The sequence below is a fragment of the Chitinivibrionales bacterium genome, from assembly GCA_035516255.1.
Lineage (GTDB): Bacteria > Fibrobacterota > Chitinivibrionia > Chitinivibrionales > FEN-1185 > FEN-1185.
In genome coordinates, this window is sequence record DATJAL010000003.1 from 1 (window position 1) to 16336 (window position 16336).

Genomic DNA, 16336 nt, shown 5'->3' on the forward strand with positions numbered 1-16336 from the left:
CGGATTGACGGCGACGGCTTTCTTGACAAAATCGAGCGTTACCAGGCTGTCGCGGTGGATATTGACGTACTTCATGGCGTAATCGCCCGCCGAATCATCAAGCGAATAGCCGTTAAGAGAGAAATCGCTGCAGCCTATAGGCAAACGGATCATGTTGAACTTGCAGCCGTTCACCGTATCGAAGAGCGCCCGTATCACGCTGTCCTGCAGCACCTGCGGCAGCTTGTGCAGCGCGAGCACCGATGATTCGTTCGGGCTTCCGCCCCATCCGGTCATCGTCTGGTACTCAACGGTCGTGTCGATGTCTATTTCGGTCCCTTGTGTCGTATGGGCAACGACGGAAAGCTGTTGTTCCGCCGCCCACGGCGCATTCGCAACCGAGGTCCGCCATTTGGCCCTGAGCACCGCGTGGGCCGGCGCCGTCATTCCCGCCGCGAGCAGGATGAAAATCAACCATTTCGCCGCCGCACTGGCCCAAGAACGTCTTGCTAAAAACATGCCGTCCTCCATTCTTAAAAGTCAAATTTTTCCGGAACTGGACTAGAAGCCGTATTTGATCTTCAGCATCCAGTACCAATGGCTGTTCTTTATAAGCGTTTCCTCGTAGTCCTGATATTTCTCGATGTATGTTTCGGTCCTCAGATGGTCCCGGCCCACCAGTCCGATAAAGGAGAGCCGGCCGAGGATCGTCTTCTTCGCATAGACGACCCACTTCCAGTCGTCATGCAGGTAATCGTAGTCGGTTTCATTCGGCCCCGGCGGCGTCGGCACCGCCGCGACCTCGCCGGTATAACTGAGATAACTGTCCGGATACCTGGACCCGAACCATTCGCCCTCCACCGACAGCACGTCGAGCAGCCTGCACGTCGGCACGTTGACCCCGAGCATGACCGGGACCTTCTGCCAGAAGTTGTCGTATCCGTAAACGTTGCAGGTGTTGGTGGTGTCGATCGCGTTGCTCCGAGGATAGTTTTCAACTCCGAGGACCGCCGCCTCGGCGTAGATCTGGCCGTCGGTTTCACCGAAGATCGGGGCGTTGAAGAAACGTTTCGGGTCGAACATGAACCGCGCCATCAATTTTGTGCCCTGAAAGGTGTAGTAGCCCGTGTCGCCGGGAGCCTTAAGATATCCGTTTGTTAAGTAATCGTGCGTTGAGGTCGCCATGTCGTTGGTCTGGTCCACGGAAATCAAATTGCAAAACGAGACGCCGACGCCGGCATCAAAGACCTTTCCCACCGAAACGTCGGCGAGGTAGGTCAGGCTGAAATTGTAGAACGGATCGATGTCGGACATCGTGGTAAGCAGAAGGTCCTGCCGGAAGCAGTCGAAGAGCTTGACCGACAAAAGGCACCCGTTCAGGCGCGCCAGGGGGAGATCGAAGCTCGTCTCGATGTAGGCGGGGTAGCACCCGGTCCTGAACAGGTACTCGCCGAGGTCCTGCGCCTGCGGGTTGTACTTGTACTCAAACCGCCCCAGGCTGAGCGTGAGATCAAAAACGTTCTTGTGGTCCCCGAACGACAGGATGCCTTCCGCGTTCGTGATGATGATGTTGCAATTCTGCATCGCGGCGCCGAAGGTCGTGTTGTCCCTCACCGCGCTCAGCGGGCTGGTGTTGTACCAGATGCGCGCCTCGACCGAAATAAGGGTGGAAAGATATTTATTCGCCGTCGCGGCTACGCCGAGGTCGGCAAAAACGTGCCCCATCCACAGGTGGTTGATTTCCGCGTACAGGTTGCCGCCGTAATGCCCGCTCTCGATCTCGCCGGACTCGATGGCGCCCGAGCCGAAGAAATCAATTCTTTTGCTGAGAGAAGGTTTTTCCTGGGTCCGAGCCGCCGCGGTCGTGTCATTGGTCTGGGAAAACGCCATTCCAGTAAACAGAAAGGCGAAGAGTACCAATCTTGATGACTTTTGTAGAAATGGATTCATTTTTTCTCCCGTGTTTTATCCAAGACAGACAAGTAAGCCATCATTTATACTCAATGAATTTGCCATTCCCGCGAAAGCTGGAAAACGATTACCACTGCATACAATTTACTAATGGAGTTTGGGTTCTGACCAATCCATATTTGTTTTGTTGACTGGACTTCCGCTTCCGCGGGAGTGACATTTTTTATTCAACATTCTTATCGAAAAATATATCTCTTTTCACCATTTTGATTCTGATTTGCCGAAACTGTTTATCACAAGCTTCTTAACAATTGTAACATCACCACTGCTGTTTTTAACTTTAAAAAAATAGACCCCCGCGCGCTTGAGCGGCATGGCACAGGTTGACACAACTGAATTCATCCGAGCGACCACCCTTCCGTCAATGCCGTAAACAATGACTTCGGTTTTACCGGGTCGCGCGGCATTTGTCAAGTATGATCGAAGGGGATTTCCCGCAGTCCCGACGGTGCCGCCGTTGGAAATTATGAATTGTTTGAGAATAGAGTAATCAAGAATATTGATCTGGCCTATCAGCCCCAGGTCGCTCATATTTCGCGCGCATTCGGCAAGCTTGAGTATCGACTGGTACATGAGCGTGAGCGCATTGTTGAGGTCGCCGCACGCCGCCGTCTTGCCCTGCACCAAGCCCGAGGCTTTCCCGACCGTGTTGCAGGTCACATACGACTCGTTGATGTCAACCAGCGCCTCGACGTACAGGACCCGGAAGTCAAGCCGGTTGATGATAAGGTCGAGCCAATACTGCTGCGCGGCGGACAGCTGGAACCGGAGGCTTTTCAATGACGCGGAAAACGCCTGGTCGCGCGCGATGAGCGCCTGCTGTTTGGTAATGAGCGTCTGGCATTCGGACACGACAGTCGTCCACGAGGCGGCGTTAAGGTCCGTTGCGTACGGTGAAAGCTGGAGCGGCTGCCAGCCTTCCGAAATGTTCATGTCGCGGTAATCGCCGGTGGTGGCCGCCGGGATCGACGCCTCGACGCTGTCGTTGACTTGATAGAAATTGGCCATGACGGGCAACGCCTGGGCTCCATACAGCTTCTGGCAGTACTCATTATAGAACTGCGCCCCCGTTAACGCCGGGTTCCACGCGAATTCGGCAAGGTATCTGATGTTGTGCTCCACGCCCGATTGTTTCCATCCGTCAAGCGTAACGCACTCGACGGCGTTGGCCGCGCAGCTTTTGTACATGGTTTCCTGCTTCATCACCCGGAATTCCGGGAACCACACCAGTCCGTCGTATTCCCACCAGTCGGTCATCCAGCCGCGGCGGCCGTTTTTCGCGAACGTATAATCGTTGGCCGCCTCGCTGATGCCGCCGCGCGTGTCCCACGAATTCATGCCGTGGAAAATGATCTCCTTGGGGCAGTCGCGGTCGTAGCCGTTGAACAGCTCCGACATGTCCCAGCCGCCGGTGGCGATCCTGCTCCGTTCCGCGGATGTCAATTTGTTGACGGTCTGCAGGAACAGGTATCCGTAATCGATGTCCCCTTTCTTGTTCGCGTCCGTCACCCAGTAGGAATACTGGTTCCGCATCGCGGTCGCCGACGCGTCATTGGTGACCGTTTTCCAAAGAGCGCCGCCCGCCTCTGCCTGCCACATCCAGTAATAATCCGAATTGGGGTAAATCTGTTCAAGCCGGTGAAACCTGTCCACCTCCAGGTCTGCATTGTGCGCAACGAGCGGATCGGGCATGGGGTCCCAGCCGCGCGTGTTCGTCATGGTAAACGTGCCGCCGCGCGGCTGCATGAGGCAGAAACCCGCGACCGTTGAAAGTCCCCTGCTTCTTGCATAGTCGATCACGCGCCGCAGCATCGCCTGGCACGAGTCGCTCTGCACCGCGGCGCCCTTGGCCTGGTTCTGCCACCATTGTCGGGTGCCGAAGGTGGTGATCGAGCCGAACGCGCCGCCGCCCACGATCTGGGACGGCTGGAACGAGTTCTGCCAATCGGCCACGTGGTCGGAGGTCGCGCTTGACCCGTCGGAATAGGTCTCGTTGTAGTAGGCCATGCCGGGATAGAAATGGAACTCGAGGAAGTTCATGCGCATGCGCACCATGCGGTCGATAAACAGCCTGAAATCCTCCTCGTTCCAGCCCGACATCCCGCACAGGAAATTGTCCCATGGCAACAGGCCGCGATACCGGAAGGCGGGGGTGGCGGTGACCGATAAATTCTTGATTGTAAATGCGGTCTGCGGCGGCAGGATTTCGCCCGATATCAGGAAATACGCCCCGTATTGCTCGAGAAAATCATACACGGCCGCCGAAATGCCGGTATCGGTCGCCGCTGCCAGGTAAATGGCGCCGCCCACGGTTTTTATCGCATATCCCTGGGAGGCGTTTTTCCCGGCCGGCAAGGAAATGCCGCCGCCTGAGACCTGCTGCGAAACGAGGGCGTTGTTGGAAGGCGTTCCTATTATAATATGGAAAGAAGCGCCTGCGCCCGAGGTGTCAATGGTGTCGGAAAACATCCTGGACATGAAACCGACGGCATCGGTGATCACATAACTTTCGAGCGCGGATTTTGGAGAGCCGGTTTTGATTTTTATTGTTGATGACTGTGCCGGAAAAAACGCACCATGGATGGACACAATCACAACCGCAAGCAGGCCGATTGATGGCGCTCTGGCATTCCTCATGATTCCAGACCTGGAAGATTTTGTTTGATATCTTGTTTTTGTCATTCAGGAAAAACCTTTTCCGATCGGAATTATCACTGCAAATGATCTGCAAAGCTGAAAGAGCAGGATGAATGTATGATGATAATTTAAGAAATGAAAAGGGCTGAAACGATGGTAAATTGTGAAGTTGGTTTAGGGAGGGTATATATTTTTAAATCATGCTACATTAATTGTCTGGATGAGCGGTTTGATTCATTTTAAAAATGAAAAAGCGTTGGGCGTTACCCTGCTTCGGCCGGGTGCCCCGTGTGACAAAACCAACCGTGTGCCACGGCCGTCCCGGCCGTGCTTTTGACCGTTGCATATAATCTAAATAATCTCCTGGACAGAAAGGAAACCTTTACCTTGACCGGATTGCAGCGAGAAGCCATGGGCCAGAATCCCGTGCCTCACAGTTTGTTTTTCTTAATAATTGACAAACGAGTCATACACCTGCGGGCAATTTCGACCGCATCATTTTCCTCCGGCTCACTTTGCGGCCGTCCACGATAAAAGTCCCGTCGCCGACCGCATGAACCGTTCGTTTTTCTTTTCGCGAACTGTCAAAGTACGCGGCGACCCCTTCAAGAACGACAATGCCGTGCTTCGCAACGATGTCCGCGACCTTGCACTCGATATTTGCCAAACACTCCTTTATCAAAGGAGCTTGCACATGTTTGCCTTTTACGGGCGTCAGCTTGAATTTCTGGAATTTGTCCACCTCGGCGCCTGAGCACGTCCCTATCCCGACGATCTGATCAAGCATGTCAAACGTCGGAACGGCAATGACGCACTCCCTTGTTTTGCTCAGCGAGGAAAAAGAATAATTCCAGGACCCGGTGGTCATGGCAAATAGAGGCGTGAAATCCACCACCATGGTCCACGATATGGTCATGACGTTGTTCTTCCCGCCGTCATTGGTGGTAACGAGAACGACAGGACCGGATTCCACCAGGGTAAACGCTTTATTGATGGGAAAGGTCTTCATAAGATTGCGCCTTCTTTCTGTTTTGTCCGCTCCAACTCTCACGGTTTTCCTGGGTGACGTCGACCGTGTTCTTGACCGTTGCATATAAACTAAATAATCTTCTGGACGGAAAGGAAATCTTCAACTTGACCAGATTGTAGCAGGAAAACACTGCCCGGAGTGCCGTGCGATATGGGGGATACTTTTCTTTATTTATCCAAACTAGTCTTACTGGTGGGAAGTAACTGGTTAGACCCATCGGAGGGCGGTAAAAAGGTTTGAGACGTTGTCGGTCCGTTAAAGAAATGGAGAATTCTTTTTGAAAGGTATAAAGAAATTGTTTTCCTGTTATTCCAGTACAATGAGTAGAAAAGCTCTTCCCGAAAAAGATTGGTATTGGTAAATGCCACTGAATCACCAATATTGAATTTCGAGTAGAGCAAATGGATCGATTGAGAACAAGAGGAATCCAACGGGTTTTTCTTACAATCGATGAACTCTGAGATGGGTAATTGAGAGGTTCCCAGAGAATCAACATATGATTTTTTACACCATAAGAGGTAACTAAGACTTCTGCTGGATGATCTTTGAAGACTAGAATCTTGTTTCACAATTCCTTGGAAGGTTTTATTTCCGAACTGCGGGCCGACATATTGAATCAGGACTATTTCTGGGAAGGCGTTTACGTTTTGAATCTTTATAAGGCGTGTAATGTATTGCCGGGTTATGCTTATATCGGAGTGCGCTGCTTTGAACGAGATAAAAATAATTGCAATGACCGCAAGCAAAAGTATTCGCTTCATACCGATTTCCTTTATGGATCTCAATACGCGATTTCGCCTTAACCATTCTTGCACTCATGCGTTATAACGTCTGAAAATGGCCTATCGTTACAAAGAGAAGGCCATGCTATGAATGGAAAGTGATTTCCCGGATGGAATTGGATGGGTTGGTGAACTGATCGACACAATAAAACAATATTTTCATTTGAACTGTGATATCATTCTTTATTTACGTTGTATGGTTTCGCGCGGGGGCCCCGTGCGATCAGTTACCGGGGATTTGGTTGACAAGGGGAGATGGATGAAAAGAAGAAGATCGCAGAATGGCCGTCCGTGCTCTTGACCGTTGCTTGCGTCTGCCTATCCGCTCATTTTTAATATTTATCAAACGGCGTCTGGCCGAGCAGCGCCCTTACGAGCTGGTAGTCGATATCATTCCAGTTTGCCATGCGCGCGATGTTCACCATCCCCAGGCCGTAGGAATCAAGCCGTGATTTGGCGAATATTTTTCCATAGGCAATCACCCGGTGAAGGCGGTTGTCCCAATATGCAAAAACGCATTGGTACCGAAGGTACGGCGTTTTCGGGGGAGAATAATAGAACATCGGCGGGTTGTTGGGAGGCGGGGTAAAGACGGGCGGCTGAAAACCTGAGGTTGATGAAGTAATTTCCCTGTAAGCAAGTGACCCGGCGGCATATCCTTCACCGTTCATCGCAAGCGTTGTTGTTCCGTCTTCGTCCCTGCCCCACCCCGGACCATTTTCCTGCACCGACGTCTTCCCGATCCACAGGTCCTGGATAAAAAGAATTACGTCGGGTGTCGAGGAAGTAAAGCGGATCGTGGCGGAATCGGAGGGAAGGTTCACGTTCACGCCGTAAGCGTCGGTCGTGGCAAAGGAGCGGTCCGCCGTGGCGGGCTGCCCGCTAAAGTTGTCGAAAGCGACGCTTGAAAAAAGAGAATTTTCCCGTAGTCCCTGCAGAAGAGCGCTCTTGAAATGCTTTTTGATAAGGTCTTCCTGGTTGCCTTCGCCGAATTCGTCTTTTACGCTCCCGATGTAATCGACCGTAATGCTTGCAATGGGGGCGATCACCAGGGACGCGTTCGTGATCTTGCGTTCCTGGTATTCCTTCACGACCATGGTTTCATATTTCGGCGAGCACGACAGCATCGCCAATACAAGGACCGTGAATGCTGCGGGAAGTTTCATGGGAAACCTGCTTTCGGTGGCGGTTGGGCGGCAGTGATCTTGACTTTTGCTTATAAATTAAATTATCGGCCCGGCGCGATGGCAAGTACTACTTGATTGTCATTGAGGAAGACCGGTGCACCATTTGAAGACGTTGAGGTAGGAATTGTAAATTGACAAAGCCGTTAATGCACTTTAACCATTAATCGCAGAATCCTTCTGCCGATATAATATCATCTTCTTCCGCCGTGTAAAGCTCGCGCTGCTGCAATCGGATCGCCAGCCACTACTATAGTCTGCGCATCAAGGAAGTTCCGGCGCCAAGAGGGGGTGTGCCCCCGGATCACCGCCGCATCCCGCCCAAATTTATTAACTTTACATAGGGGATGCGGTGGAAGCCGGGGGCCAGGGGGAGACTTCCCCCACCAAAAAGTCATTAATAAATCAATCAATAAACAAAATCCGCAATCCCATGCGCCGGTATCGTCGGCTTGACAATCTGCGAACCCTGCTTGATCTTGAACGAAACCGCCGCGGCCGAGTTGTTGTACGCCACCACCACGATCCTGCCGTCCTGGTTCCTAAACGCGGTCGCCTCGAGGGTGGTCTGCGAGCTGGCGCAGCCGACGCGTACCGCGCCGGGCCTCAGGTATTTGCTGAACTGGGCGATGACATAGTACGACGGGTTGTAATGCACCGAGTCGTTATTGGAGTCGATGTACACCGACGAGGCGCAGCCCGTGTTCGGGTCGTGCCGCGGCAGGCCGTTCTGGTTAAGCACGAGGTTCCACTCCACCCATCCCTCGGTCCAGTTGTTCAGGTCGCCGATGATGTCGTGCGCGTAACTTTGGGCCAGGCCCCAGTTGTACATGGGCAGACCGCCGGCCTCCTCGGTGGCGAGCAGGTGCTTTGCCGGAAAATTGGCGTGCGTGGTGCCCACGTTGTCGAACCCGTCTCCCGTGTACCAGTGGAACGCCGTGCCCCAGGCGTACTTTGCCGCGGCCGTGTCGCTGAAAATGGTGTTGGCCCAGGTGACGATGTGGTCCTTGTTGTGGTCCCAGATCATTACCTTGACGTCAACCTTGTTCAGGGCGAGCGCGGGCCCCAGGTGCGATTTGAGAAAGTCCCGTTCGGTGGCCGGCGTGTAGATGCACGATTCCCACGTCTGCGTGGCCTCGGGCTCGTTCTGGATGGTGAGGCCCCAGATGGAAATGCCGTTGTTCTTCATCTCCTGCACATACTTGACATACATCAATGCCCACGCGTCCTCACAGGTGGCAAGCAGCGTACCGCCGTTGAGCATGTTGTTGTTCGATTTCATCCACGCCGACGGCGACCAGGGCGAGGCGAATATCCTGATGTCGGTGCCGGTGACGTTCATCGCCTCCTTGATCGTGGGGATCATCCACTGGGACTCGTGCTGCATTGAAAAGTTGTCGAGAGTGAAATCGTTGGCGACGTTGTCGTAGGAATAATTCGCCACACAGAAATCGCAGCTCTGCAGGTGGGTGCGGCAAACGGTGTAGCCCGAGCCGGTGTACGGGTTGAAATAATTGTTGAGGACCGACGCCCTGTTCTGCGCGCTGGTTTTTTGGAGGTTGTACGCCGTTGCCTCGGTGAACGCGCCGCCGAACCCGAGTATGGTCTGGAACTTTTGTGTTGTGTCGACGGTGACCGTGGGGATCGCCGAGCCGTCGTCGTTCGCAAAAGTCAACGCCGGCTTCGCCGCGAGCAGGTCGGCGGACTGGGCGGTCTGGACCACCTGCGCCGAGCCGGGCGCCACGGTGCGCTGCAGCTTGATGTCATAGGTGCCGGCGAGGCTGGGGATCGGCAGTTTTGCCACGTTGTACCCCACCGCCCAGGCAACGATCGTGTCCGCGTCGGCGGCCGCTTTACGGTTGCCATTCATGGTGAAATTGCCCTCATGACGGATCAGCCCGCCGCCTGCCGTGACGCGGGAACCGGCTGACTGAACCTTGAAGATGCATGCGCTTTCTCCGATCCGGACGCGGAGCAGATACACCTGCGGGGACAGCGGCGCCGGAAACAGACCGGTTGAATATTCTCCATTGGTAAAAACACGGTCGGCAATACTACCGGCGCGTTTTCCCGAAAGCGTAAACGCCTCGATGCAAACACGGGTGGGGCCGTTTGCAATTTTGAAATGGAGCCTGTTACCCATCATTCGCGCCGAAGCAGGCTCCATTGCCGTGGAAACGGACTGCCTTTGGACCTGCGATGAGCCGCCTAAGGCGTAATGGCCGATCGAATCCGACTGCGTATGAATGCCGCCGGCAATGAGGCTCACGATGGCGCCATAAACTCCTTGGGTGGTTCCTGAGTCGGAAATGGTCCCGGTGATGTTGACCTGCGATTGGGTGAGAGAAACCGCGGCAATGACACAGATGAACATTTTGACGCTTTTAATGGACATGTCCGGCCCCTTTCATGTTTTTCGGATCCAGATGAAATCGAAGCAGTATGATCTGGAAATGATTTTGATCAGTATACCAGATAATATAATGTAGAAAAGAATATAAATGTAGGGCGAAAGAAGTTTTGGAATTGGTTAATTTTTGGGATATATTATTGAATTGATAGTCTTGGGGTGGAAAGACAAGCCTTTTGGATCAGATTCTTTTATGTAAATCAAATTATATGCTTGCCTCTCGATACGTCCGCCGCCTCCAGTATCCAATGGCAAACGAACCGCACTTGCCGTGTTTTTACCTTCTTCCACCGCGTAAAGCCCGCGCTGCCGCCATCATCTCGCCAGCCGCTACTGCCGCCCGCAAACCATGAAAGAACCGGCGCCAAAGGTGCACTTGGCAAAAGACGGAAGACCATGGAGCCCACCGTCGATACCTTATCACGATTAATGAAATGACTGATCACCGCTATTCTCCCGCGGCCGCATCCATTCCGGTCCGGGCCGCCTTGGGCGATCCCGGCATCAAAAACACTGCGGGCAGTGCGGCCAAAAAGGCGGCGGTCATGCCGAAAAAGATTATCCTGAAACCGACGAACATGTTTCCGGTCACGTGCAGGACAACCGTGGCAACGGCGACGCTCAGCGCGCCGCCGGTCTGGCGGAACATGCCGCGTATCCCGGTGATGGTGGCCGCGCGTTCGGGCATCAGCTCGATGCAGGCGTTGTTCGAGGCGGGGGCGGCAAGCCCGGTGCCGATCCCGACGACCGCGTTGATGACATACAGAACGGAGACCGAATCGAACCTGAAGCCCAGGAGCAGCAGTCCCGCCGCCGCCGAGAGCGTCCCTGCGACGATGGGCCAGCGGTAGCCCCACCGCATGATGTAAAAGCTTGTCAAAGAAGAAAACGCTATCATGGCGGCGGACCGCGGGGTCACGATGACGCCGCTCTGGAGCGTGCCCATCCCATAGACAAAAACGGCGTAGGCGGGTATCAGCGACATGCTGCCGATGATCGTTGCGCCGTACATGAAATTGTAGATGTTCGCGGCCATGAAAGGCCTTCCCCGCAGCACTTCGACGTCGATGACTGGATACGTCGCCCGCTTCTCAAATTTTATGAGAACGACCATCAGCGCCACGGAAAGGCAGACGAGCACCGCGGCCGCAAGGAACATGCCCGCCGACCGCTTGGAACCGATGAGGCTCAGTCCGGCCATCAGCGAAAAAAGTGAAACGAACAGTATGACGGTCCCGGGCAGGTCTATCGCCTCGTTCTTCCTTTCTTCGCGGCGCAGGACCAGAAACGCCGGCGCCATGAGGACAAGGCATGCGGGCACGTTTATCCAGAACACCGACCGCCAGCCGAACTGTTCCACCAGCAGCCCGCCGAGGTTGGGCCCGATGATCATTCCGATGGGAAAGATGCTGCTGAGGAACCCGATGGCGCGGTGCTTGGACTTTGGAAATTCGTCGGCGAGAATCCCTACTGCGGCGGGCATGAACCCGCCGCCGCCGAGCGACTGGATAAATCGCGAAAAAATCAGAAGGCCGGCGTTCGGCGAGACCGCGCAGAGGGCGGAGCCCAGGGTGAACAAAAAAAGGCAGAGTAGAAACGTGAATTTCTTGCCCAGGATGTCGCCCACCCTGCCGGCAATCGGCATTACACCGGTGAGGCCAAGTTGATAAATGCTAATGATCCATCCCGCAAGGATCAGGCTGATGTGAAACGAGGAAATGACCGATGGAAACGCGACCGCCACCGACGTCGTGCCTATTGCCGAAAGCACGAGGGTGAGTCCTAGGATGAAGAAAATCACGAAACTGCGCATGGTTCGCCTTTTTAAGGAATTATTTGGCCTAACAGGCGGTTGAAAAAATGGTTTTCTCGGCGTTCATGGTTTCCTTCGACAAGCTCGTGGTAAACCCGCTCCCCGTGAACGGTTTTTGTGCGAATTTCGAGCACTTTTCCGTTCGCCATGAGCCTGTCGAAGGGTGAACGAAAACTTTTTCAACACCTGCCAACGCTCCAGATGAAAAATAATTTCAAGAGACTTGAAAGTCGGTAATATCTGATGTGAATCCAGCGTCTAATATGAAAAGATGCTTACCAAGGAATAAAGGGGGAGCATCTTTTCGAAGAAATGATTACAATGGAATTGAAAGCACGGCGAGGCATGATATGAAATTGAATATTCCCTTTGGTTGGTTGTTTGCGGGCGTTTCCATGCTAATGGCGGCATGCATGCCTGGCTGGCCCGTCATGGACCGGACAGAGCAAACCATAACCCAAAAAGATATATATGGAGCCGCCTATGCGGGTGGAGAGTATATCGCAGTGGGAATCACCCAGACAGGCCGCGATGATGCCCGGTCGATTTCCGACACGGGAGAAATCATGACCTCTTCCGACAGTCTTGTGTGGACCAAAAGGGTTTCAGGAACGCCCAACATTCTCTATGGCGTGGCGTACGGCGATAGCCAGTTTGTCGCTGTAGGAGAAAGAGGCACCATTCTGTTTTCCTCCGATGGTGTATCCTGGAAAACCGGTATTTCCGGGACAATGCCGGCTCTCAACGGCGTCACCTATGGATTGCGTCAGTTCGTCACCGTCGGCAGCAAGGGGACGATTCTCACCTCCGCCGACGGAACCGCCTGGACGATTCGAAGCTCAGGCACGGCCGAACTGATCAACGGCGTAACCTGTAACGGCAGCCTGTTCGTGGCCGTGGGATACGGCACTGATGTGCTGACCTCTCCGGATGGCGCAACATGGACCGTCCACGGCTCGCAAACAATGCCGGCGCTCAATGGCATTTGTTACGGCGACGGCCAATTCGTCGCGGTCGGCGAAAGGGGCGCGATCTTCACCTCCACGGACGGAGCGTCCTGGACAATCAGAAACTCAGGAACAACCGAATTTTTAAATGGCATAACGTATGGAGACAGCCTGTTCGTCGCCGTTGGGTGCGGCGGTGCGGCGATCACCTCTCTCGACGGGACGTCATGGACGCTCAGGAACTCCGGTACAAGCTCCACGATCAACGGGGTGATATACGGCGGCGGCCGATTCCTCGCGGTGGGAGACAATGGGACAATCTTGACTTCGATGGACGGTGTTGTTTGGTCAAGCGCGGCTTCACAATAAGGAATGAATGAAAATTAAAAACAATAGGGCCAGGGAAAAGTGCTGAAAATCTTTCGGCGCCTTTTGCGCCGGCTACGAAGGTGCTAGCTGTCAGAAAATACAAAAATAAACAAGAATCCTGTAATTAAAACACCCGGAAGAGTGTCAAACTGTCGGGCATTCAAAACCCGGTTCAGTGAGTCGGAATTTTAACCATTAACGCAGTTGGAGGTCAAATGAAGAAGTTGGTGTCCGTAATCGTTTTGTCTTCTCTGATTCTAGGCGGGGCGGCGAGTATTTCGGCTCAAACCGCGTCTCCAAGCGAAAACAAAAACGCCCAGACGACGGATCAGCAGCAGACCCCCAAGAAACACCACCACAGGGGAATGCATTGCAAAAAGCATCATCAGCAGACACAGGATCAGCAGAGGGGAACGCAACCGCAGGATGAAAAAAAGTAGACAAAAACCTTTCTTCCGAACCTTATAACCGCTTCGTAACCGGCGTTCACCGAAACGAAGCGAACCGGGTTCCGGGGTTCAACCTTTTGAGTAAAGGGCGCGGATGTTGTGGTTAAATCCGCCGCCGTCATCATACATTTTTTTTGCTTGCGGCTTTATGGATGCCCTTCAGGGATCCGTGCCTGCGCGGAGTGAACGACTGTTGACGCGCCAGGGATTGGTATCAACCTGCCTTCTTATATTTGAAATGTTAGGTAACATTTTATATCCATAAAATTGTCAAACAAGCAAAGAAAGGGGATTTGATATGAAAACACAGAATGTTCGATCGTGGTTTGCAATAGGCTGTGTCATGGTGGCAGCACTGGTTTGTTCCTGCCTGGTTCCGCCGCGTCCGGGGCGGGTTTTAGTTCCCGTGCCTCCCCCTCCGAGGTTCGGATTTTATTACCACGTGCCCCACGGACGGATTCATTTTTTTGCCCCCCGTCCCGGGGTGGCCGTTGTTCTCCCGCCTCCGGGCGCATATGTGGAATATCTTCCCGATGGGTGTTCAACGATCGTGGTGGCAGGCATCCCATATTATTATTTCAACGGAGTATATCTCAGGCCTCATCTGTCGGGGTATGTAGTCGTTACTGCGCCCGACCGCGCCCCGGCGGAACAGACGCTGACCGCCCCTCCGGCGAGCGGTGAACCCATGTCTCGCACCGCCAATTCGGCGGCGGACACCATAACCGTCAACGTTCCAAATTCAAAAGGCGGCTTCACTCCGGTGAGGCTTGTAAAACGCGATGACGGCTATGTGGGGCCGCAAGGCGAGTTCTATGACGGGCATCCGACCGTGGACCAGTTGAAGGCGCTGTACGGTAATTGACAACCGCACTTACGATTTCAGTATTATTGCGGTTTCACGTTTCGCGGACAGGCGGCGTCCGGGTTTGTCGCATTAATCAAGAGGTAATTTTGCGGCATATGCTCTTTCACCCGACCCGATTTTAAGCAGGTAGAGGGCCTTTTTTATTCCCGAAAGGTCGACGGTGCCGCCCGGGACTACTGTTTTTTCAAGAACTTTCCGTCCCGTCAAGTTGAACACTGCGACAGTGATGCCCCCTGCCACGGCTCCCCGCTCCGGCCCGCCGATAACGCTGAGCATTTTCCCTTTGACGGAATTGCGGAGAAGAAAGGAAAAGCCGCCGTAATCGGCAATGACGTTCCAGGATGCATGGCCGCTTTCAACGGAACTGTTGACTGCCCAATATTTCTGCCATCCGCGCCATTTTGGCGATATCGAAGCCGAATCGCCCGGTGCGTGCTTCAATCCCCAGCAGCCGCCGTAAAAACAATACTGATTGAACACGCCGTCGCAATACGGCGCCATGGCGGTCAAATAGTTCACGTACGCCATTTCCTGCCCCGGATCGCGGGTGAGGGCCAGGTTGTTGTCCGGGTAATTGTCCGCGCCTCCCTCGTAGCAGACGAGGGAAATTCCTGTGCTGTCAAGGCTGTTCTTCGCCCACGCCATGTTCTGGGCTTCGGAAGCGATCGCGCTGGTCTCGGCGGCCACCGAGGCGCCGCCAATATACGGCGCCATGGCATAGGCGTTGAATGTTTCGTTGCCGGGATTAATGACCGCGTTCTTGAGACACGCAAGGTCCCCTTTGACCATATGGTTGAAATCGTATCCGTTCCAGTGATATCCCACCTGGCCGGCAATGACCTTCACCAGCCTCGGGCTGTTTGCCCCGAACACCTTTTCAAACTGTTCGAACGTCCTGACCGATGCGTAAACGTCATATTTCCTCCACGGGTCGCAATACGCGCCGACGTCCAGATTCGTCAGCCCGACCGTATCGGCCCGGTTGCGGGCATACACCGTGTTGGGGCATCCCCAGTTCCAAATTTCGTTCGCCCATTCGACATAAATTTTCAAGTTCCCGTTGAGCTGGCTTTTTATCAGTCCCGCGAGCTGGAAGCAATAATCGCTGTCGGCGGTGCACGGAATGTTCATCCAGAGGTCGGCGCCGACCCTGTTGCACAAATCAATCTGCCATTCCACGGCCACGCCGTAGCTTGTGTCCGCGTTCCACACCAGCGTATGCGTGTTCGTGGCGCCGTCGTAATTGTCTATGAAACACGGTATCCTGTTGGCGTTGTTATAGTGGTTGGCGGTCTTGGGAATTCGCTGGCTCCATTTGACGACGCAGGCCGTATTCACCTCGTTCCAGTCCATGAAACGCAGGCATGTAATGTCCGCGGCCTGCAATTCGGAGACAAGGGTCGGGTTCCACGGGTTCGTCGCCGTCGGCCAGTTCACGCCCGGAGCAAAAAAATCCTGCCATCCTTCCCAGCCGATGTTCCAGAAGTTTGCGCCCGGGGTCATGGCGTGGACCCGTAATGAAGGCATTGACAATAAGAGAAACAGCAAAAACGTTGTTTTACCTTGATGACGCATGTTTCGCTCCCCTTGGATGAGCTCCCCGCTGTCTTATCGGGTTCATGTGTGAATATAGGTGTTCGAACGGCAAACGCACATAAAATTTTGAACGATGCCAGTCATGGTATGCCTTGTGTCCTTTTCCCGTCGCCGCAGTGAACGAATCGGGAAGTAACGGAAAACATGTTGAATGTATTGTAAAATTATTTTTAAAAAAGGAGGCCTCATGCGCTTATGGACAGATCAGCGGTCTTGACAATGCGTTCGCGGCGGGATTCCTGATGGCAGCGGTGAGAAGCGTCCCTGTGGTCCGCCTGCTTAAAATTGCGGCATGCGCGGC

At 53.8% G+C, this 16336-nt stretch carries 10 protein-coding genes; 2 read left to right on the forward strand and 8 right to left on the reverse strand.

The features are described 5' to 3' along the window. The 7 genes from VLX68_02090 to VLX68_02120 form a co-directional block, all read right to left on the reverse strand. The coding region (locus VLX68_02090; GenBank protein ID HUI91013.1) for a hypothetical protein at positions 1-498 on the reverse strand (498 nt) is incomplete at its 3' end. 42 nt (positions 499-540) lie between these two features. Beyond that, positions 541-1929, reverse strand: a complete 1389-nt coding sequence (locus VLX68_02095) for a hypothetical protein (GenBank protein HUI91014.1) — start codon at positions 1927-1929, stop codon at positions 541-543. 219 nt (positions 1930-2148) lie between these two features. Then, positions 2149-4587, reverse strand: a complete 2439-nt coding sequence (locus tag VLX68_02100; protein HUI91015.1) for a hypothetical protein — start codon at positions 4585-4587, stop codon at positions 2149-2151. 466 nt (positions 4588-5053) lie between these two features. Then, on the reverse strand, positions 5054-5596 hold the full coding sequence (locus VLX68_02105; protein HUI91016.1) for a flavin reductase family protein: 543 nt from the start codon (positions 5594-5596) through the stop codon (positions 5054-5056). Positions 5597-6731: 1135 nt separating this feature from the next. Beyond that, on the reverse strand, positions 6732-7565 hold the full coding sequence (locus VLX68_02110) for a hypothetical protein (GenBank protein HUI91017.1): 834 nt from the start codon (positions 7563-7565) through the stop codon (positions 6732-6734). Positions 7566-7992: 427 nt separating this feature from the next. Then, a complete protein-coding gene (locus tag VLX68_02115; protein ID HUI91018.1) occupies positions 7993-9978 on the reverse strand; it encodes a glycoside hydrolase family 30 protein in 1986 nt (661 codons plus the stop codon). Positions 9979-10441: 463 nt separating this feature from the next. Further along, the gene (locus VLX68_02120) at positions 10442-11806 is read right to left on the reverse strand and encodes an MFS transporter (protein ID HUI91019.1); all 1365 of its coding nucleotides are present in this window, start codon (positions 11804-11806) and stop codon (positions 10442-10444) included. A 413-nt stretch (positions 11807-12219) separates the two neighbouring features. Between VLX68_02120 and VLX68_02125 the strand changes: the two genes are divergently transcribed. Continuing rightward, the gene (locus VLX68_02125; GenBank protein ID HUI91020.1) at positions 12220-13122 is read left to right on the forward strand and encodes a hypothetical protein; all 903 of its coding nucleotides are present in this window, start codon (positions 12220-12222) and stop codon (positions 13120-13122) included. Positions 13123-13914: 792 nt separating this feature from the next. Further along, a complete protein-coding gene (locus VLX68_02130; protein ID HUI91021.1) occupies positions 13915-14436 on the forward strand; it encodes a DUF6515 family protein in 522 nt (173 codons plus the stop codon). A 72-nt stretch (positions 14437-14508) separates the two neighbouring features. On the opposite strand, the gene VLX68_02135 is transcribed toward VLX68_02130, so the two are convergent. Further along, positions 14509-16014, reverse strand: a complete 1506-nt coding sequence (locus tag VLX68_02135) for a T9SS type A sorting domain-containing protein (GenBank protein HUI91022.1) — start codon at positions 16012-16014, stop codon at positions 14509-14511. Positions 16015-16336: the final 322 nt, after the last annotated feature.